Raw genomic sequence first — 23,175 nt, forward strand, 5'->3', positions numbered from 1 at the left:
CCGATGAGATTCGATACCCCCGCCACGACCAATCCGATCGATCAACTCAAGATCGTCGGCAAGCCTACCGATCGGATCGACGGTCCGCTCAAGACCACAGGCACTGCGCCCTATGCCTATGAGTGGCACGATGTCGTACCCAACCAGGCCTATGGCTACGTGGTCGGCTCGGCCATCGCCAAGGGCCGGATCGCCTCGATCGATTTGACCAAAGCCAGGGCCGCGCCAGGCGTGCTGGCCATCGTCACGGCTGAAAACGCCGGCAAACTCGGCAAAGGTGACTGGAACACAGCCAAGCTGCTCGGCGGTCCCGACATCCAGCATTATCATCAGGCGATCGCGCTCGTCGTCGCCGAGACGTTCGAACAGGCGCGCGCCGCGGCACAGCTGGTCCGCGTCGACTATATCCGAGCCCAGGGCGCGTTCGACCTCGAGAGCGCCAAGGGTTCCGCGGTCGTGCCGGATGGGGCCACGCCTGATACCGCGGTCGGCGACTTCGCCAGCGCCTTTGCCAGTGCGCCGGTCGAGCTTGATGCGACCTACACGACGCCCGATCAAGGGCACGCGATGATGGAGCCGCATGCCTCGATCGCCGCCTGGGACGGGGATAAGCTCACGCTTTGGACCTCGAACCAGATGATCGCCTGGAGCACGGGGGACATGGCCAAGACGCTGGGCATCCCCAAGGAGAATATTCGCCTTATCTCGCCGTTCATCGGCGGTGGCTTTGGCGGCAAGCTGTTCGTGCGATCCGATGCGGTGCTTGCAGCTCTTGGCGCACGCGCCGCCCGGCGGCCGGTTAAGGTGGCGCTTGCGCGACCTTTCATGTTCAACAACACCACGCACCGGCCGGCAACGATCCAGCGCATCCGTATCGGCGCGACCCGGGATGGCAAGATCACCGCGATCGGCCATGAAAGCTGGTCTGGCGACCTGCCCGGCGGCGGCCCAGAAAATGCAGTCCAGCAGACCCGCCTGCTCTATGCCGGCGCCAATCGCATGACCGCCACACGGCTTGCTGTGCTCGATCTGCCCGAAGGCAATGCGATGCGTGCGCCAGGCGAAGCGCCGGGCTTGATGGCGCTGGAGATCGCGATGGACGAGATGGCGGAAAAGCTCGACATCGATCCGGTCGAATTCCGCATCCTCAACGACACCCAGGTCGATCCTGAGAACCCGGATCGCCGGTTCTCGCAGCGCCAATTGGTCGAGTGCCTGCGCATCGGCGCCGACCGCTTCGGCTGGAAGACGCGCAACGTCAAGACCGGCCGGGTCCGCGAGGGGCGCTGGCTGATTGGTGTGGGTGTCGCCGCGGGTTTTCGCAACAACCTCTTGACGACGTCTGCCGCGAGCGTCCGGCTCGATCATCGTGGCGTCGTCACGGTCGAGACCGACATGACCGACATCGGCACCGGCAGCTACACGATCATCGCCCAGACGGCGGCGGAGATGATGGGCGTGCCGCTCGACAAGGTGGTGGTGCGGCTTGGCGACTCGAGCTTCCCGGTTTCGGCCGGCTCAGGTGGACAATGGGGCGCCAACAACTCGACATCAGGCGTTTACGCCGCGTGCATCAAGCTACGCGAGGCGGTGACGCAAAAGCTTGGATTCAACTCTGCCGAGGCCCTCTTTGAGGATGGCAATGTCCGCTTGGGCAGTCGCAGCGCTTCGCTCGCCGAGGCCGCAGGTGAAGCAGGCCTCGTCGCCGAGGACGCGATAGAATATGGCAACCTCGCCAAACAATACCAGCAATCGACCTTTGCTGCTCACTTCGTTGAAGTCGGTGTCGACGCCGCAACCGGGGAGATCCGCGTGAGGCGGATGCTAGCGGTCTGTGCGGCCGGTCGTATCCTCAATCCCAAATCGGCGCGCAGCCAGGTCATCGGCGCCATGACCATGGGCGTCGGCGCGGCGCTGATGGAGGAGCTTGCAGTCGACAAGCGCCACGGCTTCTTCGTCAACCATGATCTCGCCGGCTATGAGGTGCCGGTCCATGCCGACATCCCGCGCCAGGAGGTGATCTTTCTCGACGAGACTGATCCGATTTCGTCGCCGATGAAGGCCAAGGGCGTCGGCGAGCTCGGCCTCTGCGGGGTCGGCGCGGCCATCGCCAACGCGGTCTACAACGCTAGCGGCGTGCGCGTGCGCGACTATCCGGTCACACTCGACAAGCTGCTTTCGGGTTTGCCCGAGATATGACTGTCCTCCCCGCGGCCACGCCTCGCGAGCTTCTGTTCCTCGCAATGCCTCACTTTCGCTGGGCGCTGCCAAGCGCCACCGACTACGAGCGGTCGCCCCAAGCGCCCGTCTTCGAATGACAAGTCTCTATCTGGAATGGAGAATTCCTCATGAAGAAACTCGCGGCTTCCCTGGTGATCTCGTCGCTCGCCACCTCCGTCGGCGAGGCGCAGGAGCGGCCCGCAGGCCGGATCGCGCCGCCGGACGTGTATGTCGTGGCGCCTGGTCTTGGAGAGTACACGGACGAGCTGCTGTTCGGCGATGTCTGGCTGCGCGACGAGCTCAAGCCTCGTGATCGCAGCATCATCACCGTCTCGGCCCTGATTGCGTCGGGGCGCATTGCGCAGGTGGGTGGGCATGTCGGTCGGGCGCTCGATAACGGCGTGACCCCAAGCGAGATCGGTGAGATCATCACCCATCTCGCCTTCTACTCCGGCTGGCCGAACGCCATTTCCGCCGTCAACGCGACAAAGGAGGTCTTCGATAAGCGCGGCATCGAGCCGGTTGCGGCCGAGGCGGGGCAGCCACTGGAACTCGATCCAGCTTCCGAGGCGGCAAGGGCGGCGAGCGTGGATACATCGACCGGCCCGGTCGTTCCGGGGCTCGCGGAATATACCAACCAGGTGCTCTTCGGCGATCTCTGGCGACGGCCGCAACTCTCGGCGCGTGACCGCAGCCTTGTCACCATCGCCGGTCTCATCGCAACGGGCAAAGCCGAGCAACTGCCTTTCCATCTAAGTCGAGGCATGGACAACGGCCTGACACGAACCGAGGTAGCGGAGGTTCCGACGCATCTGGCCTATTATGCCGGCTGGCCCAATGCGATGTCGGCGGTGCCGGTCCTGCGCGGGGTCTTCGGGGCTCGCAAAGCTGCTGCGCCAGGGGACGCCGGTGCCGACGCGCTTTCTCTGCAGAAACACGACCCAGAGGCCGCCGCCACGGGATCACCTGAAAACTTCACCGGCTCCGTGCGGGTCGAGTCGCGGTTTCAAGCCGAGGACCCGGCGCGAGTCGGCGGGGCGACGGTGAGCTTCGAGCCGGGTGCGCGTACGGCCTGGCACACGCATCCGCTTGGCCAGACGCTGATCGTCACCGCAGGCTGTGGCTGGGTACAAAGCGAAGGCGGGCCGATCGAGGAGGTGAGGCCTGGGGATGTGGTGAATATTCCGCCAAATGTTCGTCACTGGCATGGCGCCTCGAAGGGAGCCTCCATGACCCACGTGGCCGTGGCGGAGTCCCTCAATGGCAGTGCCGTCACCTGGATGGAGCAGGTGAGGGACGACCAGTATGCCCGCGGCCCCGAAGCCGCCGATCAGTGCCGCGGCTGATTTGCCGTGTCGGCCCCTCAGGCCGTCGCACCAGAGGCGGGCGGCCGTAGACGCCTTCGAGAGGAGGACGTCCGGCCCCGCTCGGGACCGGACGCATAGAGACTATTCGGCAGGAACCGCGGCTGCGTCGCATGCGGAGGTTTCGCAATCCGCCGTGGCAAGGCTGCGCTGGCCGGCGAGCACGATGACCAGCGCGATTGTGCCCGCCGCCACCGATACCAGGAACCCGCTCTGTGCGCCGAAGGCGTCCACCACCCATCCGGCGGCGAAGGAGCCAAGCGCCATGCCGATGCCTATGCCGGTCATGACCCAGGTGATGCCCTCGGTCAGCATTGCCTCCGGCACGCGCCGCTCGATCAGGCCGAATGCCGTGATGAAGGTCGGCGAGATCGCCACGCCGCTAACGAAGACGGCCAGTGCCAGAAGAGGCACCGTGTCGGCCACGAGCAGCGGCAGCGTGGTGAGCGCGATGATGGCGACCGCGATGGCAAGTTGAATTTGCAGCGGTGTTTTCAGGTTCATGGCGCCGATGATGATGCCGACGACGAACGATCCGAGCGCGTAGACGCCGATGACGAGGCTGGCAGCGCCTGGCTGGCCAAGCTCCTTGGTGATCGCCACTGTGCTCACCTCCGTGGTTGCGAAGGTCGCGCCGATGAAGATCAGGGCCAAGGTGATGATTTGGACCGGCCGCAGGCGGATTGCCGAGCCGCTCGAGCCCTGGTCGATCGGTCGCACTCGCGGCTCGGTCGAGCGCTGCAGGATGAAGGCTGTCGAGCCGAAGGCGAGGAACAATGTGCTCGCCAACATTCCCGCTTCTGGGAAAAGAGCGACGCTCAGGCCCACTGATAGCGATGCCCCGGCGATGTAGACCAGCTCGTCGGCCGCCGACTCGAACGCAAACGCGGTGTTCATCTCGGGGCGATCCCGGAAGAGCTCTGTCCAACGCGCGCGCACCATTGCCGGGATGCTGGGCATTGCAGCGGCCAGCAGCGCCGACACGAATAGCGTCCATATCGGCCAGTCCTGATTGGCCGCCGCAATCAGCACCACGAAAGCGAGCACGGAAATGACGGTGGTGGGCACCACAATCCGCGCTTGGCCGAGGCGGTCCACCAGCCGCGATATCTGCGGCGCGGCGAAAGCATTGGCCAGCGCATATGTCGCGGAGACGGCGCCGGCCAGCCAGTACTCGCCATGTGTCTGCGACAGCATCGCGACGATCCCGATCGGAGCCATGGCCATCGGCATCCGGGCAACGAAGCCGGCTGCGGCGAAGCCCTTGGCTCCCCTTGCCTTGAAGATTTCGCGATAGGGATTGGGCATGTGAATACTCCTGGATTTTTGAGGCCGGGCCACTTATATACGTGGCGTATGCAAATCAGATAATAGCATACGAGACGTATGTCAATTAATATACGAGACGTATGTGAAGGAATGGGCGAATGGCGCACAAACCACGCAAGGAGATGATCGCGGAGACCCGCGCCAAACTGGTCGCTGCGGCGCGCCATGCCTTTGGCACTGTCGGCTATGCCGAGGCCTCGATGGACGACTTCACCGCATCGGCCGGGCTGACGCGTGGCGCGCTTTATCACCACTTCGGCGACAAGAAGGGCCTTCTCCAGGCGGTCATCGCCGAGATCGACGCGGAAATGTTGGCCCGGCTGAAGATCGTTTCGGCCAGGGCGGACACTCTCTGGCAGGGCTTTGTCGACGAATGCACCGCCTATATCGAGATGGCGCTGGAGCCGGAGATCCAGCGTATTGTCCTTCGCGATGGACCGGCGGTGCTCGGCGATCCTTCGCAATGGCCGAGCCAGAACGAATGCATCCGCTCGATGAGCGAGAACCTTCAAAAGCTGAGGGACGAGGGAACCATCGTTGCCGTCGATCCCGAAGCCGCGGCAAGGCTGGTCAGCGGCGCCTCGCTGCATGCGGCGCAGTGGATCGCAAATTCGGAGGATCCCGAAGCGACGTCGAAAAAGGCGGTGAAGGCATTCAACGTGCTTTTGGAGGGGCTGCTCAAACAGGGCCGCAGGACTGGCCGTCCGCAAGTGATGGCTGAGATTGGAGAAGAGGGCCGTCCCTAAGGGAGAGGTCGGGGCATATAGGACGGCTTGCGCTGGACCCAACCGGGGCCCAACATCTAAACCCTGTTGAACGTCTGCCTTTGGTGGCTCCAAAACATGGTCAAAGCCGCCGGGCGCGCCTATATCGGGGCATGGTCACAAGGCTTTATACCCACCCGATCTTTCTCGAGCACATAACGCCGCCCGGTCATCCGGAGCGGCCCGACCGGCTGCGCGCCATCGAACGCGTGCTCGACGACGAGGCCTTTGCGGCCCTTGACCGTGCCGAGGCGCCGGAAGGCGACGAGGCCACCATCCTCTACGCACATCCGCAGGAATTCGTCGATCGGGTCCGCGCAGCGATACCGGATACCGGTATCGCCCGCGTCGACGCCGACACCACCGCCAGCCCGAAAAGTTGGCAGGCGGCTGTGACGGCGATCGGTGCCGCCAACGCGGCCGTCGACGATGTCTTTCGGGGCAACGCCGCCAATGTCTTTGTCGCCGCCCGGCCGCCCGGCCACCACGCCGAAAAGACGACGTCCATGGGCTTCTGCCTGTTCAACACCGCGGCGATCGCGGCGCGCTACGCGCAAAGGCAGCACCAGGCCGAGCGCGTCGCAATCGTCGACTGGGACGTGCACCACGGCAACGGCACGCAGGACATTTTCTGGGACGATCCGTCGGTGCTTTATTGCTCGACGCACCAGATGCCGCTTTACCCAGGGACCGGGGCCGTGAGCGAAACCGGCGCCGGCAACATCGTCAACGCGCCGCTGGCGCCGCAAACCGGCAGCGAGGTTTTCCGCGACGCTTTCCTGTCGCGCATCTTGCCGGCGCTCGATAATTTCGCGCCCGACCTCATCGTAATTTCCGCCGGCTTCGACGCGCACCACCGCGATCCGCTGGCCGAGATCAACCTGACCGAGGACGACTTCGACTGGGCGACCGGCCAGTTGATGCAGCGTGCCGGTCGCTACAGCGACAACCGGCTCGTCAGCCTGCTTGAGGGCGGCTACGATCTGCAGGGATTGGCATTTTCGGTCGCCGCCCATGTCGGGCGACTGATGAAAGGATAGACGATGGCTGGTGAGACCAACGAAGACGTCAGGGCGATGAGCTTCGAGCAGGCGCTCGACGCGCTGGAGAAAATCGTCGATGATCTGGAGCGCGGCGACGTGCCGCTCGACCAGTCGATCCGCATCTATGAGCGCGGCGAGGCGCTGAAGGTCCATTGCGATCGGCTGCTCAAGGCGGCCGAGGACAAGGTCGAGAAGATCAGGCTTTCGCGCGACGGCAAGCCGGTGGGGACAGAGCCGCTGGACGCGGAGTAAGGCACGGCCCTGAAGGAAGAGTTCGCCTTACCGGCTTTGGACATGATGATGATTGGGGACAAAACTCATCCCGATTGAAATGGCTCCAGGACGAGAGGAGATTGCGAAAGATGTGCAGAAACATCAAGACCCTGTTCAATTTCGATCCGCCGGCAACCAATGACGAGGTCCGCGATGCCGCACTTCAGTTTGTCCGCAAGCTGAGCGGAACGACGCGGCCATCGAAGCAGAACCAGCATGCGTTCGACCACGCCGTCGAGGCAATAGCGGCGTCAGCGCGCGAATTGCTCGACAGCCTCGAGACGACGCAGCATCCGCGCAATCGCGAAGAGGTGGCGGCCAAGGCGAAAGCCAAATCTGCACTCCGCTTCGCCTGAGGAGACCGCATGAGTTTCTTCCCTGGAAATGACCCGCAGGCTGGCGATGCCTTCGCCAGCGACCAGATCGAATTGATGGTCATTCCGAACGCCAAGGACATCGGCGGCTTCCAGGTTCGCCGCGCTTTGCCGACCGCGAAGCGGCGGCTGGTTGGGCCGTTCATCTTCTTCGACCGCATGGGCCCGGCCATCTTGCGGGCCGGCCAGGCGCTCGATGTCCGTCCGCATCCGCATATCGGCCTGTCGACGGTCACTTACCTATTCGACGGCAAGATCCGGCACCGCGATTCGCTCGGCACCGAAATGGTAATCCAGCCCGGCGACGTGAATTTGATGACCGCCGGCCGCGGTATCGTCCATTCCGAGCGCACGCCACAGGAGCTGCGCGGCGCACCGATGTCGGTGTCCGGCCTGCAGACATGGCTGGCGCTGCCCGACGATAAGGAAGAGGTCGATCCAATCTTCGAGAATACGGCGGCCATGCGTCTTCCCGAGATCGACGCCGAAGGCGTCAGCGGGCGTGTCGTCATCGGTGCCTTTTCCGGGTTGCGGTCTCCGGTCGCGACCGCTTCGGACACGCTCTATGCTGACCTCAGCCTGGCGCCTGGCGCCAGTGTGAAAATCCCTGCCGATGCCGAGGAGCGCGCCATCTATACGTTGGAAGGCGAGGTTTCGATCACCGGCGACCGCTTTCCAGCGGAGCGGCTGCTGGTATTCCGGCCCGGCGACGAGATCGTCGTGTCCTCGGAGGGTGGAGCGCATTTTATGCTGTTCGGCGGTGCCTCGCTCGGCTCCAAGCGCTACATCTGGTGGAATTTCGTGTCATCTTCGAAGGAACGCATCGAGCAGGCGAAAGAAGAGTGGAAGACAGGCCGCTTCGATATCGTTCCTGGGGATGAAGAAGAGTTCATTCCGCTGCCGGACAATTAGAGCGCCGCGCGCCCTTTTGGACACGCAAAGGAAACCCTAACACTTTGAATCTACGCCGCGTCACTCACACGCATTTACATTCGCCGGCCAGCAGCCTATTTCGCAGATGAATAAAAAGCAGGCCCTACCACCAGTGAACGCAAAGCTCCATACGCCGCTTCTCGACAAGGTCCGCATCCCGGCCGACCTCAGGACGCTCGACGAAGGTGATCTGCCGCAGTTGGCATCGGAGCTTCGCACCGAGTTGATCGACGCTGTGTCCCACACCGGCGGACATCTCGGTGCTGGCCTTGGCGTGGTCGAACTGACGGTCGCATTGCATTATGTCTTCAACACGCCCGACGACCGGCTGATCTGGGATGTCGGTCACCAGGCCTATCCGCACAAGATACTGACCGGCCGCCGCGACCGTATCCGCACGCTGCGGCAAGAGGGCGGCCTGTCCGGTTTCACCCAGCGCGCCGAGAGCGAATACGATCCGTTCGGCGCCGCCCACTCCTCGACCTCCATTTCCGCCGGCCTCGGCATGGCAATGGCACGCGATCTCGTTGATGGCCGCAACAACGTCATCGCCGTCATCGGCGACGGCGCCATGTCGGCCGGCATGGCCTACGAGGCGATGAACAATGCCGGCGCGCTCGATGCCCGTCTGATCGTCATCCTCAACGACAACGACATGTCGATTGCTCCGCCGACCGGCGCGATGAGCGCCTATCTGGCCCGCCTTGCATCCGGCAAGGCCTATCTCGGCTTGCGCGATTTCGGCAAGAAGCTGACTTCCTATCTGGGCGAGCGCGCCGATCGCGCCATCAAGCGGGCGGTCGAGCATGCACGCGGCTACGTCACCGGCGGCACGCTGTTCGAGGAAATGGGTTTCTACCACATCGGCCCGATCGACGGTCACAATCTCGAGCACCTGATCCCGGTGCTGAAGAACGTCCGCGACAATGCCGACGGCCCGGTGCTGATCCACGTCGTGACCCAGAAGGGCAAGGGCTATGCACCGGCCGAGGCGGCGGCCGACAAATATCACGGCGTCAACAAGTTCGACGTCATCACCGGCGCGCAGGCCAAGGCGCCGGCCAACGCGCCGAGCTACACGAAGGTCTTTGCCGAAAGCCTGATCCAGGAGGCCCGAGAGGACGACCGCATCGTCGCCATCACCGCCGCCATGCCGAGCGGCACCGGTCTTGACCTGTTCGGCGAGGCGTTCCCGGCGAGGACCTTCGACGTCGGCATCGCCGAGCAACATGCGGTGACCTTTGCCGCCGGCCTTGCCACGGAAGGCTTCAAGCCTTTCGCTGCGATCTATTCGACCTTCTTGCAGCGCGCTTACGACCAGGTCGTTCACGACGTTGCGATCCAGAAACTGCCTGTGCGCTTTCCGATCGATCGTGCCGGCTTCGTCGGTGCCGACGGCGCGACTCATTGCGGCGCCTTCGACACAACCTTTCTGGCAACGCTGCCCGGTTTCGTCGTCATGGCCGCCGCGGACGAGGCGGAACTGCGCCACATGGTGCGCACGGCGGCAAGCTATGATGACGGCCCCATTGCCTTCCGCTACCCGCGCGGCAACGGCGTCGGCGTCGACATGCCCGAACGTGGCTCGGTTCTCGAAATCGGCAAGGGCCGTATCGTCCGAGAGGGCACCAAGGTGGCGCTGCTTTCCTTTGGCACGCGGCTGCAGGATTGCCTGGCTGCGGCCGAGGAGCTCGGCGCGGCAGGGCTTTCCACCACGGTCGCCGATGCTCGTTTCGCCAAGCCGCTCGACGAAGACCTGATCCGGCGGCTGGCCCGCTCGCATGAGGTGCTGGTAACGGTGGAAGAGGGTGCGGTCGGCGGTTTTGCCAGCCACGTGCTGCAATTCCTGGCCCATGAAGGGCTGCTAGAAAACGGCCTGAAGGTACGCCCGCTTGTGTTGCCGGACGCATTCACAGATCACGCCAAGCCTGAAAAGATGTATGCCGATGCTGGGTTGGATGCTGCCGGCATCGTGCGCACCGTCTTCGTGGCGCTGGGACATACCGCCAGCGCGCAAAGCGCCTGAATCAAAATCTCAAAGGCTTGACTCAGTTTGCCGACAGGCGGCCGTAACCGACTGTTTAAGCTGCGATTTGGCGTTTGCTTATCGTGTCTCTTGGCACCGTCGGTCGAACACCGGGTCTCGCGGCCAATCTTCTAGAAGCTAGAACCACATATCGCGCACGCATCGACCATCGCTCGGCAGATCCTCGAATTTGTAGAGACCATCGAAATGGTCGATTGCAGGTCGGCGACTGCTTCAGGCGGCGCAAGCCTCACATTGACGGCGATTCGAGTGCGACCGGTGGCGCTAGAGCGCAAACCACGCCAGGCCAGAACACAGGCGCATGTCGGACAGAACAGAATCTCGAGCGACGGGGCATCCTTTCCGGCGCGCGTGTAAGACCTTGTCGGTCCCGCAAGGCGGATGCGTTCGTCAACAAAATCGTAAGCCCACAGCGCGCCATAGCGGCGGCAAAGCGTGCAATTGCAGGCTGTGATCGAGCCGGGATCGCCCTCCAACGTCCAGTGGGCCGCGCCACAATGGCAGGTTCCGGTCAGCATTCGCCCTCCTTCGCGTTCGGCAGCAAAACGTATATCGTCCCTGACATTGTGCCGGACGCGGTGCGATATTCAACAAGCTCTGGCAGCTTGATACGTTCGCTGCTTTCCGAAGATGTTCGTTGTCCCCCCAATATCCTTGCCATCATCGTCGGCTTTCGCCATGAAGGCCGATGAACTTCCCTTTGCCAGCCAGCACACGCCAGCGGCTCGACGAACTGCTCGTCGCTCGCGGCCTGTTCCCCAGCCGCTCTCGCGCCCGCGACGCGATCGAGCGCGGTACGGTGACGGTCGACGGCGTCATTGCCCGCAAGCCCGGCCAGACCGTCTTGGCTGATTGCCTCATCGCCGTCGATGATCCGGCGCAAGGCTATGTTTCGCGCGCGGCGCTGAAGCTGATCGCCGGGCTCGACCATTTCGGTCTCGATCCCGCCGGCAGCGAAGCGCTCGACGTCGGCGCCTCGACCGGCGGTTTTACTCAAGTGCTGCTCGAACGCGGCGCGGCGCATGTCACGTCGATCGATGTCGGGCATGGCCAGATACATCCGGATATCGCTGGTGACCCGCGCGTGACGGTGATCGAGGGAATGAACGCCCGCGATCTCTCAGTCGCCGATCTTGCCGATCGCATTCCGGATTTCATCGTCTCCGATGTCAGCTTCATCTCGTTGAAACTGGCGCTGCCGCCGGCGCTCGCCATTGCCAGGAGCGGCGCCAGAGCAATATTTCTGGTCAAGCCGCAATTCGAGGCGGGCCGCGAGGCGATCGGCAAGGGCGGCTTGCTGAAAGACCCATACGATGCGGCGCGGGTTGCCGGTCTGCTTCAGGATTGGCTCGACGGCGTCCCCGGCTGGCGCTCGCTGGGACTGCATCTGTCGCCGATCGAGGGCGGCGACGGCAATCGCGAATTTCTGCTCGCCGGGATCAAGGACGCCGGAGTGAAGAACGGCGGGATCGGCGGCCGATGAACGCGCCCTTCACGATCACAAGACTGGGCTCCCAGGGCGACGGTATCGCCGAGACCGAAACCGGCGAGCTTTTCATTCCGTTCACGTTGCCCGGTGAAGCCGTCACCGCCGCGCGCGAAAAGGATCGCGCCACGCTGATGGCGGTGCTGGAAGCGTCGCCGCTTCGTATCGATCCCGCCTGCCGACATTTCACCGAATGCGGCGGCTGCGCCATCCAGCATCTCGAGGCCGAAGCCTATCATCGGTGGAAGCACGACAAGGTTGCGCATGCGCTGAACAGCAAGGGCATTGTTTGCGACGTTGACGCGCTACTGCCGTGCGCGCCGCAGACGCGTCGGCGCGTCGTGTTCACCGCCCGACGGAGTGAGGCCGGCATGCAGCTCGGCTTCGTTCGTGCGCTGTCGTCGGAAATCATTTCCATCGAGGAATGCCCGATCTCGCTGCCTGAGATCGTCGCAAAGCTCGACCGTCTGAAAGCACTCGCCGAATTGATTTGCGCAACGACGAAATCGTTCCGCATGACGGTCACGGTGACCGGTTCCGGCCTCGATGTCGCGGTTCACGAGTCCGGCAAGCTTGGTGAGAACCAACGCCGCGTCGCCTCCAACTTCGTCATCACTCAGGGGCTGGCCAGGCTCTCGATCGATGGCGAGATCATCATCGAGCCCAAAAAGCCGGTTGTCACGTTCGGCAGCATCGCTGTCGCGGTGCCGCCGGGCGCCTTCCTGCAGGCCACCGAGGCCGCCGAGCAGGCGATGGCGGATATTGTCGGCCGGCACCTCGCGCGCGCCAAAAAGGTCGCCGATCTCTTCGCCGGCTGCGGCAGCTTTGCGCTACGCCTGGCCGCGAAGTCGGAAGTCCATGCGGTGGAGGGCGATGCGGCAGCGCTTTCGGCGCTCGATAGGGCGTTCCGTTTCGCCAGCGGTCTGAAGCGGGTGACCAGCGAACGCCGCGATCTGTTCCGCCGGCCGCTCACTTTCAAGGAGCTGAATGCCTTCGACGGCCTTGTCTTCGATCCGCCACGCGCCGGTGCCGAGGACCAGTCGAAGCAGATCGCCCGTTCGGACGTGCCGCTGGTCGCCGCGGTTTCCTGCAATCCGGTGACGCTGGCGCGCGACCTGCGCATCCTCATCGACGGCGGCTATGCGCTGAAAAGCGTGACGCCGATCGACCAGTTCCTCTGGTCGCCGCATGTCGAGGCTGTGGCGCTGCTGGAGAAGCCGAGGCGAAGGCGGTAGGCTGGCAGGAATGCAGGTTGGCATCCGTTGAGCTTGAATTGCGCGTTGATTGAGCATATTTTGATGAGGTGTTGTCAAAATGCGGTAGGAAATCGCCATGGCAGTAGCCCTCGACATTCCAGCATCGCGCTTCGGCGAGGAGCGCACGCCGTTTCTCTCTGCAAGGCGGGTCGCCGAACTGCTCGGCGTCAACCTGACGGAACTGGCCGGCCTGATCGGTGTCGCGCGCAACACGCTTGCCGCCAAGGCCGGCGCGCGCAAGGTCGACGCTGCACTTAGTCCCGTCGTTCGCATTCTGGCGATGGCGGGCGAAATGGCCGGCAATGAGCAGCGTGCGGCGATCTGGTTCAAGCATCAGCCGATCCCCGGCTGGGCGGGAAAGACCGCCTACGATCTGGTTCGGGAAGGCAAGACGGATAAGGTGCTTGCCTATCTGGAGGCAGTCCGCTCCGGCATCTATGCCTGAAACCAGGCTGAGCCTATGGCGTGCCTTCGTGCCCCGCTGGGCGCATCTGCCGCTTTCCGGTGAGGGTGCTGCCCGCTTTGGCGGCCGCTGGAATCCTGTGGGCGCCCCGGCGATCTATGCGGCGCGGGAATTGTCCACTGCCTGGGCCGAATACAATCAGGGCTTCGTCCAGCATCCGGCGTTGATCGCCCAACTCGAGCTTTCAGGCGCGCGGCTGGCCGACCTGACCGACGCCGATACGCTGACCGAACTCGGGGCAACTACGGACATTCATCGGTGTGAGTGGCGCGACATGCTGGATCGAGACCTTGTGCCAGAGACGCACAGGCTAAGAGGTCGCTTGCTTGCCGATGGACTACATGGCGTGATCTATCCATCCTTCATGTCGCCCGGCGGCACATGTGTTGCGCTCTGGCGCTGGAACGAGGAGGACGCCCCGCGTCTCGGTGTCGTCGACCCCGATCATCGCCTACCTAAAACACCGGCGTCATGGCTATAACGGGAGTTTCGAACAGGCCTACCTCGACAGGCTGGCCGCTCAAACCCTGGTGCCACCCACCGTCATCTGGTTCATCCTGAGATGTGGCTGGCCGACGCCTACCGGCACGCCCTGGCCGGCCTTGCCGCACATGCCGATGCCGGTGTCGAGCTTCATGTCGTTGCCGATCATCGAAACGCGGTGCATGGCGTCAGGTCCATTGCCGATCAGCATGGCGCCCTTGATCGGCTGCGTCACCTTGCCGTTCTCGATCATGTAGGCCTCGGTGCATCCGAACACGAACTTGCCCGAGGTGATGTCGACCTGGCCGCCGCCGAAGGAGACGGCATAGATGCCGTTCTTGACCGAGGCGATGATTTCGTCCGGCTCCATGTCGCCTGAGGTCATGTAGGTGTTGGTCATGCGCGGCATCGGCTGATGCGCGTAGCCTTCGCGCCGTCCGTTGCCGGTGGCGTTCATGCCCATCAGCCGGGCGTTCTGGCGGTCCTGCATATAGCCGACAAGCTTGCCGTCTTCGATCAGCACGTTGCGGGCCGAAGGTGTTCCTTCGTCATCGACGGTCAGAGAGCCGCGCCGCTCGGCCATGGTGCCGTCGTCGACGACGGTGACACCTTTCGCGGCCACCTGTTGGCCCATCAGGCCGGCGAAGGCCGATGTCTTCTTGCGGTTAAAGTCGCCTTCCAGCCCGTGGCCGACGGCCTCGTGCAGCATGACGCCCGGCCAGCCGCTGGACAGGACGATGTCAAAGGTACCGGCGGGCGCCGGAATGGCCTCGAGGTTGACCAGCGCTTGCCGCAGCGCCTCCTTGGCCGCGTGCTTCCAGCTCTCCTCGACCAGGAATTCGCCAAACGCCTTGCGCCCGCCCATGCCGTAGGAGCCGCTCTCCTGGCGGTCGCCATTGCCGACCACCACAGACACGTTGATCCTGACCAGCGGGCGGATGTCGCGCACCACCTGGCCGTCGGCGCGCACGATCTCGACATGTTGCCAGGAGGCGGCGAGCGAAGCCGTCACTTGTCGCACGCGCGGATCCTCGGCTCGCAGCCACGAATCGATTTCCTGAAGGAGCTTGGCCTTGGCCTCGAAGGAGGGCGAGGGGATCGGGTTCTCGTCGCCGTAGAGATGACGGTTGGTGCGGGCAGGCGCCGCGGCAAGCGTGCCGGAATAGCCGCCCTTGACCGTTGAGACCGCGTCGGCCGCGCGCAGCAGCGATGCTTCGGAAAGATCGCTGGAATGCGCGTAGCCACTGGCTTCGCCGGCGACGGCGCGTAGCCCAAAACCCTGGTCGGTGTTGAAATTGGCGGTCTTCAGCCGGCCATTGTCGAACATCAGCGCTTCGCTCTCGCTGTATTCGAGGAACAATTCGCCGTCGTCGGCGCCGTTGATGGTCTCGGCGACGATCTGCTTGATGCGATCGTCGGAAATGTCGAATTGGCCGATCAGGCTGTTCATGGCAGGTCCGTCCGTGGAAAGAGATTGTCCTCACGATGTAGGCGCGAAGGCGCGTCCAGACAATCGGCAATGACCATTGTCTGCGCATGACCCCGAAAATCGGAGTCGATTTTCGGAAAGGATCATGCGCAAAATCAAAGCGCTACAGCGTCCTTTGCGCGTCCCTGGACGCGCGGCGCTGTAGCTAAAGGCCGGTCACAATCTCTTTCATTGGTAAGGATTTGGGCGTCTGACCGGTTCAAGGCAGGGCGGCGAAACCGTCGGCAAAACCCTTGAGCTCTACCGGAATGCCGATGCCTTCCTCCGGCGTCTGGAAGACGATGAAGGTGGCCGACGTTCCGGTCTTCAGCGTGTCGAGCAGCGGCTTTTCGAGAATGACCTCGGCATAGCAGCCGTCCTGGAAGCAGCGCACGAAATAGGCCCGGCCGATGTCCTTGCCGTCGACATTGAGGCCAAGCCCGTTGGGCAATAGAACGCCGAGCGGGGCCAGCACGCGCAGGATTTCGGCCTTGTTGTCGGCGGTGCGCAGCACAACGACCGAAAGCCCCATCTCGGGACGGTCCTCAGCGACGACGTTCTGCATCATCACGCATTGTTCTGATGTGGCGCCGGCCGGCGTGTCGCAGATAATCGACCACGCGCCATGCGTCGACCGCACCTTGCCGCTTGGCTGCGCGGCATTGACCTGGCTGACAACGGACAGGCCAGACAAGCCAACGAGAAAGATGACCTTCGCCAAGGTCCTCGAAATCCTAAGTCTCGAAAGCCCAAGTCCCCAAAGCCAAGAGTTCATGACGGCTCCATTGCGAATCACGGCACTTTAAGCCGCGCCAAGGGCAAGTAAAGGATGAGACCACTGCCGGCCTGCTTCGACCAAGGCAATTGTGCGCTTTTCCGTGCCAAATTCGCCCGAATTGCGACCGGCCGGCGCATTTTGCCAGGACACTCCGCCGCTCGGGCTTCCACCGCCGCGGCCGCCGCCAAAATGTGCCGCCGCGCTTGCGCGCAAAAATGCCGCACGGTTTCCTCCGCTCCTTTCTTGCAGAGGCAAATAGAGTATGGTTTGAACCAGCCTCGGGACTGTCCGGGATTCCCGTCCCGGCGTTGTTCGATATTCTTGCGGTCCGATCGCGAGGAACTGGGAGATAATGACGGCAATGAGAAAATTCCTAGCAGGCGCCAAACTCCTAGCAAGCGCTTGGGCTGCCACACTGTTCACCGGTGCATCGGCCCATGCCGCCCAGCCTGCGCCGTGGGAAGTGACCTTCCAGCCTGCCGCCACCGAGATGATGCGGCAGATCGCCTGGTTCGAGCACTACACGCTGTGGTTCATCGTGCCGATCACCCTCTTCGTGCTCGCTCTTATCGCCTATTGCATCTTGAAATTCCGCGCCAGCGTCAACCCGACCCCCTCGCGCACCAGCCACAACACGCTGATCGAGGTGATCTGGACGGTTGGGCCGGTCGTCATCCTGCTCTGCCTCGCCATCCCGTCGTTCCAGCTTCTGACCGCGCAATACACGCCGCCGGAAGAAGCCAAGCTGACCATCAAGGCGACCGGCAACCAGTGGAACTGGGATTACGAATATCAGACCGACAACACGCTTTCCTTCAATTCGGCGATCCTGGCGGATTCTGACCGCGCTGCGGCCGGTAAGGAAGATCGCGGCGTTTATCCGCGCCTGCTCGCCGTCGACAACGAGATGGTGGTGCCGGTCAATACCATGACCCGCGTGCTGGTGACGGCGGCAGACGTGATTCACGCCTTTGCCATGCCGTCCTTCGGCATCAAGACCGACGCGGTTCCGGGCCGCATCAACGAGGTCTGGTTCAAGGCGGAAAAGGAAGGCCTCTATTACGGCCAGTGCTCGGAGCTTTGCGGCAAGGACCACGCCTTCATGCCGATCGCGATCCGCGTCGTCTCCGACGCCCAGTACAAGACCTGGCTGGCGGCAGCCAGCTCCGACCTTCCTGGCGCCAACAAGGCGTTGATGGCCGAGGTCGACAGCAAAGATAAGGTAGCGGCCGCCGGCAACTGATGCCGCGACCAGAAAAGATCAGGGAACGGAGCCGAACATGGCAGACGCTGCAGCTCACGACGATCACGACCATAAGCCGTATCATGGCTGGGTCCGGTGGGTGTATTCGACCAACCACAAGGATATCGGCACGCTCTATCTGATCTTCGCGATCATGGCGGGCTGCGTCGGCGGTGCCCTTTCTGTCGTGATGCGCATGGAGCTGCAGGAGCCGGGGATCCAGATTTTCACCGGCCTGGCGCAGATGGTCTACGGCTTGAACGCCGACGCCGCGCTCGACGGTGGCAAGAGCATGTACAACGCCTTCACCACCGCGCATGCGCTGATCATGATCTTCTTCATGGTCATGCCGGCTTTGATCGGCGGCTTCGCCAACTGGATGGTGCCGATCATGATCGGCGCGCCCGATATGGCCTTCCCGCGCATGAACAACGTCTCGTTCTGGTTGCTGCCGCCGGCTTTCATCCTGTTGATCATCTCGGCCTTCGTGCCGAGCGCGCCTGGCGCTTACGGCGTCGGCGGTGGCTGGACGATCTATCCGCCGCTATCGACATCGGGCCAGCCCGGACCGGCGATGGACCTTGCGATCCTGTCGCTGCACATCGCCGGCGCATCGTCGATTCTCGGCGCCATCAATTTCATCACCACCATCTTCAACATGCGCGCGCCTGGCATGACATTGCACAAGATGCCGCTGTTCGCCTGGTCGGTGCTGATCACCGCTTTCCTGCTGCTGTTGTCGCTTCCGGTTCTGGCCGGCGGCATCACAATGCTTTTGACCGATCGCAACTTCGGCACCACCTTCTTCGCGCCGGACGGCGGCGGCGACCCGATCCTGTTCCAGCACCTGTTCTGGTTCTTCGGGCACCCGGAAGTCTACATCCTGATCCTGCCGGGCTTCGGCATCGTCAGCCATATCGTCTCGACCTTCTCGAAGAAGCCCATCTTCGGCTATCTTGGCATGGCTTATGCCATGGTCGCGATCGGTGCGGTCGGCTTCATCGTCTGGGCGCACCACATGTACACGACCGGCCTGTCGCTCGACACGCAGCGCTATTTCGTCTTCGCCACCATGGTTATCGCGGTGCCGACGGGCGTGAAGATATTCTCGTGGATCGCCACCATGTGGGGCGGATCGATTTCGCTCAAGACCCCGATGCTGTGGGCGATTGGCTTCATCTTCCTGTTCACCGTCGGCGGCGTTACCGGCGTCCAGCTTGCCAATGCCGGTCTCGACCGCCCGCTGCACGACACCTACTACGTGGTCGCGCATTTCCACTATGTGCTGTCGCTGGGCGCGGTCTTTGCCATCTTCGCCGGCTGGTACTACTGGTTCCCGAAGATGACCGGCTACATGTATTCGCCTGTCATCGCCAACACCCACTTCTGGGTCACCTTCGTCGGCGTCAACCTCGTCTTCTTCCCGCAGCATTTCCTCGGCCTCTCCGGCATGCCGCGCCGCTATATCGACTATCCGGATGCGTTTGCCGGCTGGAACATGGTGTCCTCCTACGGCTCGTATATTTCGGCCGTCGGCGTGGTCATCTTCCTCTATGGCGTGTTCGAGGCCTTCCAGAAGAAGCGGGTGGCCGGCGCCAACCCGTGGGGCGAGGGTGCGACGACGCTTGAATGGCAGCTGCCTTCGCCGCCGCCCTTCCACCAGTGGGAACAGCTGCCGAAGATCAAATAGGCGGCTGCCTGGGCGAATACGGAACCGCCGGTCCGCCCGGCGGTTTTGGCCAACGGAATGATGGACTTTAAGTACGCATGGCCCTTGTCGACGACACATTGACTGACGAACCGGGCTTTCGCATGTCGGAAGCGACGGCGGGCGATTTCTTCGCCCTGTTGAAGCCGCGCGTCATGTCGCTGGTGGTGTTCACCGCTTTTGTCGGCCTGGTCGCGGCGCCCGTGACCATCAATCCGCTTCTGGCGGTGATCGCGATCCTGGCTATTGCCATTGGGGCTGGCGCGTCCGGCGCGCTCAACATGTGGTATGACGCCGATATCGATGCGGTGATGACCAGGACCGCCGGCCGTCCGGTGCCGGCCGGCCGCATCCGGCCCGGCGAGGCGCTGAGTTTCGGCCTTGTGCTGTCGGTGCTGTCGGTGATGACGCTCGGCGTGCTGGTCAACTGGCTGTCGGCGACGCTCCTGGCCTTCACCATCTTCTTCTATGCCGTCGTCTACACGATGTGGCTGAAGCGCTGGACGCCGCAGAACATTGTCATCGGCGGTGCTGCCGGCGCCATTCCGCCGGTGATCGGCTGGGCCGCGGTGACCGGAACGGTCAGCCTGGAAAGCGTCGTCCTGTTCCTGATCATCTTCCTGTGGACGCCGCCGCATTTCTGGGCGCTCGCTCTCTTCAAGTCGCAGGACTATGCCAGGGCCGGCATCCCGATGATGCCGAATGTCGCCGGCCAGGCTTCGACCCGACGCCAGATCTTCGCCTACGCGCTGATCCTTGCGCCGGTTGGCGTGCTGCCATGGGCGCTCGGTTTCACCACACCCGCCTATGGCGCCCTAGCGGTGCTGCTTGGCGCCGGCTTCGTCTGGTATGCGTGGAAGGTGCTGCAGATGGCGGACGACGACCATGTGATGAAGCCGGCCAAGGCATTGTTCGGCTACTCGCTGCTCTACCTCTTTGCCATTTTCGCCATCTATCTTGCCGACTGCGTTGTCGGGCGCGCGCTGGCGGGCGGAGCATGACCATGGCCGACAAGAAGCTTGAACTCGTCACGCTGACCGAGCGCCAGCAGAAGGCGCGGCGCAACCGTTCGGTAGCCATCGGCCTGGCGTTGGCGGTGCTTGTCGTCATCTTCTATATCGCGACCGTCGTGAAATTCGGTCACAACCTCACCGGAACGATGTGAGGCTCAAGATGAACCGCCAAACAGTGACCTATCCTCAAAAGAAGAACACCAACCGCATCGTCGCCGGCGTCTGCATCGCCTTCTTCGGCGGCATGATCGGCATGGCCTATGCCGCGGTGCCGCTCTACGCGATGTTCTGCCAGGCGACCGGTTACGGCGGCACCGTGAAACGCGCAACGCAGCAATATGCCGATCGCGTGCTCGACCGCGACATCACCATCCGTTTCGACGCCAACACATCCGGCGTGCCCTGGCAGTTCGAGCCAGTCGCCCGCTCGGTCACCATCAAGATAGGCGAGACGGCGCAGGCGCATTATAGCGCCACCAACAAGTTCGTCCGCGCCACCACCGCCCGCGCGACCTTCAACGTGCAGCCGGAACTGGCGGGATCCTACTTCAACAAGGTCGAGTGTTTCTGCTTCACCGACACGACGCTGAAGCCTGGCGAGACGCTGGACATGCCGGTCGTGTTCTATGTAGATCCCGACATCGTCAATGCGCCGGAGCTGAAGGACTTGAAGACGATTACCCTGTCCTACACGATGTTCCCGGTCGAGAAGAACGAGAAGAACAAACCGGTGGCGTCGTCGGCGCCGGCCGAAGGCACAAGCAACAAAGTTTCACACACCGAACGAAGCCTCGGGGGTTGATATGGCAGACGCGCACGCAAAACCACAACATGACTACCATCTCGTCGACCCGAGCCCGTGGCCGTTCCTAGGCTCGGTCGGCGCGCTGGTCACTGCGATCGGCGGCGTCTGTTACATGCAGTACCTCAAGGGCGGCGATTTCCCGATTTTCGGCTTCAACATCGCCAATCCGTGGCTGTTCTACATCGGCCTCTTGATCGTCATCTACACCATGTACGCCTGGTGGTCGGACACCATCAAGGAAGCGCATGAAGGCCACCATACGCGTGTAGTGTCGCTGCATCTGCGCTACGGCATGATCATGTTCATCGCTTCCGAGGTGATGTTCTTCGTCGCCTGGTTCTGGGCATTCTTCGACGCCAGCCTGTTTCCCGGCGAGGCACAGCAATACGCCCGCGCCGCCTTCACCGGCGGTGTCTGGCCGCCGAAGGGCCTCGAGGTTCTCGACCCCTTCCACCTGCCGCTCTACAACACCGTCATCCTGCTTTTGTCGGGCACCACGGTGACCTGGGCGCACCACTCGCTTATTCATGGCGACCGCAAGGGGCTGATCAACGGCCTGGTGCTGACCGTCGGTCTCGGCATGCTGTTCACCATGGTGCAGGCTTACGAGTACATGCACGCGCCGTTCGGCTTCAGGGATTCGATCTACGGCGCCACCTTCTTCATGGCGACCGGCTTCCACGGCTTCCATGTCATCATCGGCACCATCTTCCTGCTGGTCTGCCTGGTTCGCGCGATGAAGGGCGATTTCACCCCAAAGCAGCATTTCGGCTTCGAGGCGGCCGCCTGGTACTGGCACTTCGTCGACGTGGTCTGGCTGTTCCTGTTTGCGTCGATTTATGTGTGGGCATCAAGCGGCGCGGTGATCGAAGGTCACTGAAATCTTTAAGGGAATGTGGCGAGGCGGCTGCGGCGACGTGGCCGCCTTATCTTTTGGGGCGAACGGCACTAAGGTATCGGAATGAGCGATGACAAGGCGATCTGGCCACCAATCGATCCGATTTCGGCCGGCCTGCACGGCCGCTGCCCGCGCTGCGGCGAGGGGAGGCTGTTTTCCGGTTTTCTCACCGTCGGCAAGCGCTGCGCCAATTGCGGCCTCGACTATTCCTACGCCGATGCCGGCGACGGTCCGGCGGTGTTCGTCATCCTGATCATCGGCTTCATCGTCGTCGGGCTGGCGCTGTGGATGGAGGTGACGCTTAGTCCGCCGCTTTGGCTGCATCTCATGCTGTGGATACCGCTGACGCTGGTGCTATGCCTTGGGGCGCTTAGGCTGATCAAAGGCGTGCTTTTGACGCTGCAGTACCGCAACAAGGCGGCCGAGGGCAGGCTGGACCTCGGCGAATGAGCACGACATCCGGTTCGGTCGCAGGCCGTTCGCGGCCGAAGACGGCATTGCTGCTTGGCTTCGGCCTCGTGCTGTTCTTCATCTTGCTGGCGCTCGGCACCTGGCAGGTCCAGCGCCTGTACTGGAAAGAGGGTCTTCTCCAGACAATCGACCAGCGCACGCACTCGGCGCCCGTGCCGTTGGCCGAGATCGAAAAGCGGTTTGCCGCCACCGGAGACGTCGACTACACGCCGGTGACGGCATCAGGCACTTTCCTGCATCAAGGCGAGCGGCATTTCTTCGCGACCTGGGAAGGCCAGTCCGGTTTCAATGTCTTCACACCCTTGCATCTGGAGGACGGCCGCTTCGTCCTGATCAATCGCGGCTTCGTGCCCTACGATCTCAAGGATGCGGCCAAGCGCCCGCAAAGCCAGGTAGAGGGCCAAGTGACGGTGACGGGACTCGCCCGCAACCCGCTGCCGGCGAAGCCCTCGATGATGCTTCCCGACAATGATCCGCAGAAGAACATCTTCTACTGGAAGGATCGCGATGCCATGGCGGCGAGCGCGGGTCTGCCGGCCGGCGCGGGGCTGGTGCCATTCTTCATCGACGCGGACGCCACCCCGAACCCGGGTGGGCTGCCGGTCGGCGGTGTTACCGTCATCAACCTGCCGAACAGCCATTTGCAATACGCCGTAACCTGGTATGGCCTTGCCGCTGCCCTTGCCGGCGTCCTCATCTTCAGGCTTCGCCGCCCGGCGAAAGAGAAATGATCGCCGCTGGCGCCCTTGACAGGGC

Annotated in this window: 23 protein-coding genes and 1 pseudogene; 20 read left to right on the forward strand and 4 right to left on the reverse strand. The window is 63.0% G+C overall.

What is annotated here, in order from left to right; translation table 11 throughout:
* Positions 1–3: 3 nt before the first annotated feature.
* Together paoC and EOC94_RS03525 are read left to right on the forward strand one after the other, a co-directional pair.
* Positions 4–2,199 (forward strand): aldehyde oxidoreductase molybdenum-binding subunit PaoC, encoded by a 2,196-nt coding sequence (gene paoC, locus EOC94_RS03520; RefSeq protein WP_127288615.1) that lies wholly within the window; start codon positions 4–6, stop codon positions 2,197–2,199.
* Positions 2,200–2,348: 149 nt separating this feature from the next.
* Complete coding sequence (locus EOC94_RS03525) at positions 2,349–3,566, forward strand: carboxymuconolactone decarboxylase family protein (protein ID WP_127288616.1); 1,218 nt, start codon at positions 2,349–2,351, stop codon at positions 3,564–3,566.
* A gap of 102 nt (positions 3,567–3,668) precedes the next feature.
* On the opposite strand, the gene EOC94_RS03530 is transcribed toward EOC94_RS03525, so the two are convergent.
* Positions 3,669–4,892: an MFS transporter gene (locus EOC94_RS03530; RefSeq protein WP_095486191.1), complete on the reverse strand. Its 1,224-nt coding sequence runs from the start codon at positions 4,890–4,892 to the stop codon at positions 3,669–3,671.
* Between the two features lie 119 nt (positions 4,893–5,011).
* Between EOC94_RS03530 and EOC94_RS03535 the strand changes: the two genes are divergently transcribed.
* The 6 genes from EOC94_RS03535 to dxs all read left to right on the forward strand — a co-directional run bounded on the left by EOC94_RS03535 (position 5,012) and on the right by dxs (position 10,326).
* Positions 5,012–5,659, forward strand: coding sequence for a TetR/AcrR family transcriptional regulator (locus tag EOC94_RS03535; RefSeq protein WP_126103249.1), 648 nt, complete (start codon positions 5,012–5,014; stop codon positions 5,657–5,659).
* A 131-nt stretch (positions 5,660–5,790) separates the two neighbouring features.
* Positions 5,791–6,717, forward strand: coding sequence for a histone deacetylase family protein (locus EOC94_RS03540; RefSeq protein ID WP_127206533.1), 927 nt, complete (start codon positions 5,791–5,793; stop codon positions 6,715–6,717).
* A gap of 3 nt (positions 6,718–6,720) precedes the next feature.
* Entirely contained in the window at positions 6,721–6,972 is a 252-nt protein-coding gene (locus EOC94_RS03545) for an exodeoxyribonuclease VII small subunit (RefSeq protein WP_095486188.1), read from the forward strand.
* Between the two features lie 110 nt (positions 6,973–7,082).
* Positions 7,083–7,349, forward strand: coding sequence for a DUF2277 domain-containing protein (locus tag EOC94_RS03550; protein ID WP_023716908.1), 267 nt, complete (start codon positions 7,083–7,085; stop codon positions 7,347–7,349).
* A gap of 9 nt (positions 7,350–7,358) precedes the next feature.
* Entirely contained in the window at positions 7,359–8,279 is a 921-nt protein-coding gene (locus EOC94_RS03555) for a pirin family protein (RefSeq protein WP_126103246.1), read from the forward strand.
* Between the two features lie 133 nt (positions 8,280–8,412).
* Positions 8,413–10,326 carry a 1-deoxy-D-xylulose-5-phosphate synthase gene (gene dxs / locus EOC94_RS03560; protein WP_127288617.1) on the forward strand — a complete coding sequence of 638 codons (1,914 nt, stop codon included), beginning with the start codon at positions 8,413–8,415 and terminating at the stop codon, positions 10,324–10,326.
* 138 nt (positions 10,327–10,464) lie between these two features.
* Here dxs and EOC94_RS03565 read toward each other — a convergent pair.
* Positions 10,465–10,865: pseudogene (locus tag EOC94_RS03565) on the reverse strand (GFA family protein).
* Positions 10,866–11,035: 170 nt separating this feature from the next.
* Here EOC94_RS03565 and EOC94_RS03570 point away from each other — a divergent pair.
* The 4 genes from EOC94_RS03570 to EOC94_RS03585 all read left to right on the forward strand — a co-directional run bounded on the left by EOC94_RS03570 (position 11,036) and on the right by EOC94_RS03585 (position 14,033).
* A complete protein-coding gene (locus EOC94_RS03570) occupies positions 11,036–11,830 on the forward strand; it encodes a TlyA family RNA methyltransferase (protein ID WP_127288618.1) in 795 nt (264 codons plus the stop codon).
* Positions 11,827–13,068 (forward strand): class I SAM-dependent RNA methyltransferase, encoded by a 1,242-nt coding sequence (locus tag EOC94_RS03575; protein ID WP_127288619.1) that lies wholly within the window; start codon positions 11,827–11,829, stop codon positions 13,066–13,068. The genes EOC94_RS03570 and EOC94_RS03575 overlap by 4 nt, the downstream gene beginning before the upstream one ends.
* A gap of 97 nt (positions 13,069–13,165) precedes the next feature.
* On the forward strand, positions 13,166–13,534 hold the full coding sequence (locus EOC94_RS03580; RefSeq protein ID WP_126103242.1) for an antitoxin Xre/MbcA/ParS toxin-binding domain-containing protein: 369 nt from the start codon (positions 13,166–13,168) through the stop codon (positions 13,532–13,534).
* A complete protein-coding gene (locus EOC94_RS03585; protein WP_127288620.1) occupies positions 13,527–14,033 on the forward strand; it encodes an RES domain-containing protein in 507 nt (168 codons plus the stop codon). The genes EOC94_RS03580 and EOC94_RS03585 overlap by 8 nt, the downstream gene beginning before the upstream one ends.
* A gap of 39 nt (positions 14,034–14,072) precedes the next feature.
* Here EOC94_RS03585 and tldD read toward each other — a convergent pair whose 3' ends face one another.
* On the reverse strand, positions 14,073–15,485 hold the full coding sequence (tldD, locus tag EOC94_RS03590; protein WP_127288621.1) for a metalloprotease TldD: 1,413 nt from the start codon (positions 15,483–15,485) through the stop codon (positions 14,073–14,075).
* 238 nt (positions 15,486–15,723) lie between these two features.
* The gene (locus EOC94_RS03595; protein WP_095486179.1) at positions 15,724–16,278 is read right to left on the reverse strand and encodes an invasion associated locus B family protein; all 555 of its coding nucleotides are present in this window, start codon (positions 16,276–16,278) and stop codon (positions 15,724–15,726) included.
* A 364-nt stretch (positions 16,279–16,642) separates the two neighbouring features.
* Between EOC94_RS03595 and coxB the strand changes: the two genes are divergently transcribed.
* The 8 genes from coxB (at position 16,643) to EOC94_RS03635 (ending at position 23,150) form a co-directional block, all read left to right on the forward strand.
* On the forward strand, positions 16,643–17,524 hold the full coding sequence (gene coxB / locus EOC94_RS03600; protein WP_127288622.1) for a cytochrome c oxidase subunit II: 882 nt from the start codon (positions 16,643–16,645) through the stop codon (positions 17,522–17,524).
* A 37-nt stretch (positions 17,525–17,561) separates the two neighbouring features.
* A complete protein-coding gene (ctaD, locus tag EOC94_RS03605; RefSeq protein WP_095486177.1) occupies positions 17,562–19,214 on the forward strand; it encodes a cytochrome c oxidase subunit I in 1,653 nt (550 codons plus the stop codon).
* A gap of 77 nt (positions 19,215–19,291) precedes the next feature.
* Entirely contained in the window at positions 19,292–20,233 is a 942-nt protein-coding gene (locus tag EOC94_RS03610; protein WP_127288623.1) for a heme o synthase, read from the forward strand.
* Between the two features lie 2 nt (positions 20,234–20,235).
* Positions 20,236–20,397 (forward strand): hypothetical protein, encoded by a 162-nt coding sequence (locus EOC94_RS03615; protein ID WP_077381685.1) that lies wholly within the window; start codon positions 20,236–20,238, stop codon positions 20,395–20,397.
* 8 nt (positions 20,398–20,405) lie between these two features.
* Positions 20,406–21,047 carry a cytochrome c oxidase assembly protein gene (locus EOC94_RS03620; RefSeq protein ID WP_127288624.1) on the forward strand — a complete coding sequence of 214 codons (642 nt, stop codon included), beginning with the start codon at positions 20,406–20,408 and terminating at the stop codon, positions 21,045–21,047.
* 1 nt (position 21,048) lies between these two features.
* Positions 21,049–21,930, forward strand: a complete 882-nt coding sequence (locus EOC94_RS03625) for a cytochrome c oxidase subunit 3 (protein ID WP_126103236.1) — start codon at positions 21,049–21,051, stop codon at positions 21,928–21,930.
* A gap of 81 nt (positions 21,931–22,011) precedes the next feature.
* Positions 22,012–22,398, forward strand: coding sequence for a DUF983 domain-containing protein (locus EOC94_RS03630; protein WP_126103235.1), 387 nt, complete (start codon positions 22,012–22,014; stop codon positions 22,396–22,398).
* Complete coding sequence (locus tag EOC94_RS03635) at positions 22,395–23,150, forward strand: SURF1 family protein (protein ID WP_185928143.1); 756 nt, start codon at positions 22,395–22,397, stop codon at positions 23,148–23,150. The genes EOC94_RS03630 and EOC94_RS03635 overlap by 4 nt, the downstream gene beginning before the upstream one ends.
* The last annotated feature ends 25 nt before the right edge of the window (positions 23,151–23,175 follow it).

Origin of the sequence: Mesorhizobium sp. M6A.T.Ce.TU.016.01.1.1 (genome assembly GCF_003997065.1) — a bacterium.
In the GTDB taxonomy this organism is placed as follows: domain Bacteria; phylum Pseudomonadota; class Alphaproteobacteria; order Rhizobiales; family Rhizobiaceae; genus Mesorhizobium; species Mesorhizobium mediterraneum.

Coding starts and splice junctions, on each gene's coding strand:
- EOC94_RS03540 (WP_127206533.1), top strand. CDS start 5,791: ATGGTCACAAGGCTTTATACCCACCCGATCTTTCTCGAGCACATAACG.
- EOC94_RS03595 (WP_095486179.1), bottom strand. CDS start 16,278: ATGAACTCTTGGCTTTGGGGACTTGGGCTTTCGAGACTTAGGATTTCG.
- EOC94_RS03580 (WP_126103242.1), top strand. CDS start 13,166: ATGGCAGTAGCCCTCGACATTCCAGCATCGCGCTTCGGCGAGGAGCGC.
- EOC94_RS03630 (WP_126103235.1), top strand. CDS start 22,012: ATGAGCGATGACAAGGCGATCTGGCCACCAATCGATCCGATTTCGGCC.
- tldD (WP_127288621.1), bottom strand. CDS start 15,485: ATGAACAGCCTGATCGGCCAATTCGACATTTCCGACGATCGCATCAAG.
- EOC94_RS03545 (WP_095486188.1), top strand. CDS start 6,721: ATGGCTGGTGAGACCAACGAAGACGTCAGGGCGATGAGCTTCGAGCAG.
- EOC94_RS03530 (WP_095486191.1), bottom strand. CDS start 4,892: ATGCCCAATCCCTATCGCGAAATCTTCAAGGCAAGGGGAGCCAAGGGC.
- EOC94_RS03525 (WP_127288616.1), top strand. CDS start 2,349: ATGAAGAAACTCGCGGCTTCCCTGGTGATCTCGTCGCTCGCCACCTCC.
- paoC (WP_127288615.1), top strand. CDS start 4: ATGAGATTCGATACCCCCGCCACGACCAATCCGATCGATCAACTCAAG.
- EOC94_RS03585 (WP_127288620.1), top strand. CDS start 13,527: ATGCCTGAAACCAGGCTGAGCCTATGGCGTGCCTTCGTGCCCCGCTGG.
- EOC94_RS03610 (WP_127288623.1), top strand. CDS start 19,292: ATGGCCCTTGTCGACGACACATTGACTGACGAACCGGGCTTTCGCATG.
- EOC94_RS03570 (WP_127288618.1), top strand. CDS start 11,036: ATGAACTTCCCTTTGCCAGCCAGCACACGCCAGCGGCTCGACGAACTG.
- EOC94_RS03550 (WP_023716908.1), top strand. CDS start 7,083: ATGTGCAGAAACATCAAGACCCTGTTCAATTTCGATCCGCCGGCAACC.
- EOC94_RS03625 (WP_126103236.1), top strand. CDS start 21,049: ATGGCAGACGCGCACGCAAAACCACAACATGACTACCATCTCGTCGAC.
- coxB (WP_127288622.1), top strand. CDS start 16,643: ATGAGAAAATTCCTAGCAGGCGCCAAACTCCTAGCAAGCGCTTGGGCT.
- EOC94_RS03620 (WP_127288624.1), top strand. CDS start 20,406: ATGAACCGCCAAACAGTGACCTATCCTCAAAAGAAGAACACCAACCGC.
- EOC94_RS03575 (WP_127288619.1), top strand. CDS start 11,827: ATGAACGCGCCCTTCACGATCACAAGACTGGGCTCCCAGGGCGACGGT.
- EOC94_RS03535 (WP_126103249.1), top strand. CDS start 5,012: ATGGCGCACAAACCACGCAAGGAGATGATCGCGGAGACCCGCGCCAAA.
- EOC94_RS03555 (WP_126103246.1), top strand. CDS start 7,359: ATGAGTTTCTTCCCTGGAAATGACCCGCAGGCTGGCGATGCCTTCGCC.
- EOC94_RS03615 (WP_077381685.1), top strand. CDS start 20,236: ATGGCCGACAAGAAGCTTGAACTCGTCACGCTGACCGAGCGCCAGCAG.
- ctaD (WP_095486177.1), top strand. CDS start 17,562: ATGGCAGACGCTGCAGCTCACGACGATCACGACCATAAGCCGTATCAT.
- EOC94_RS03635 (WP_185928143.1), top strand. CDS start 22,395: ATGAGCACGACATCCGGTTCGGTCGCAGGCCGTTCGCGGCCGAAGACG.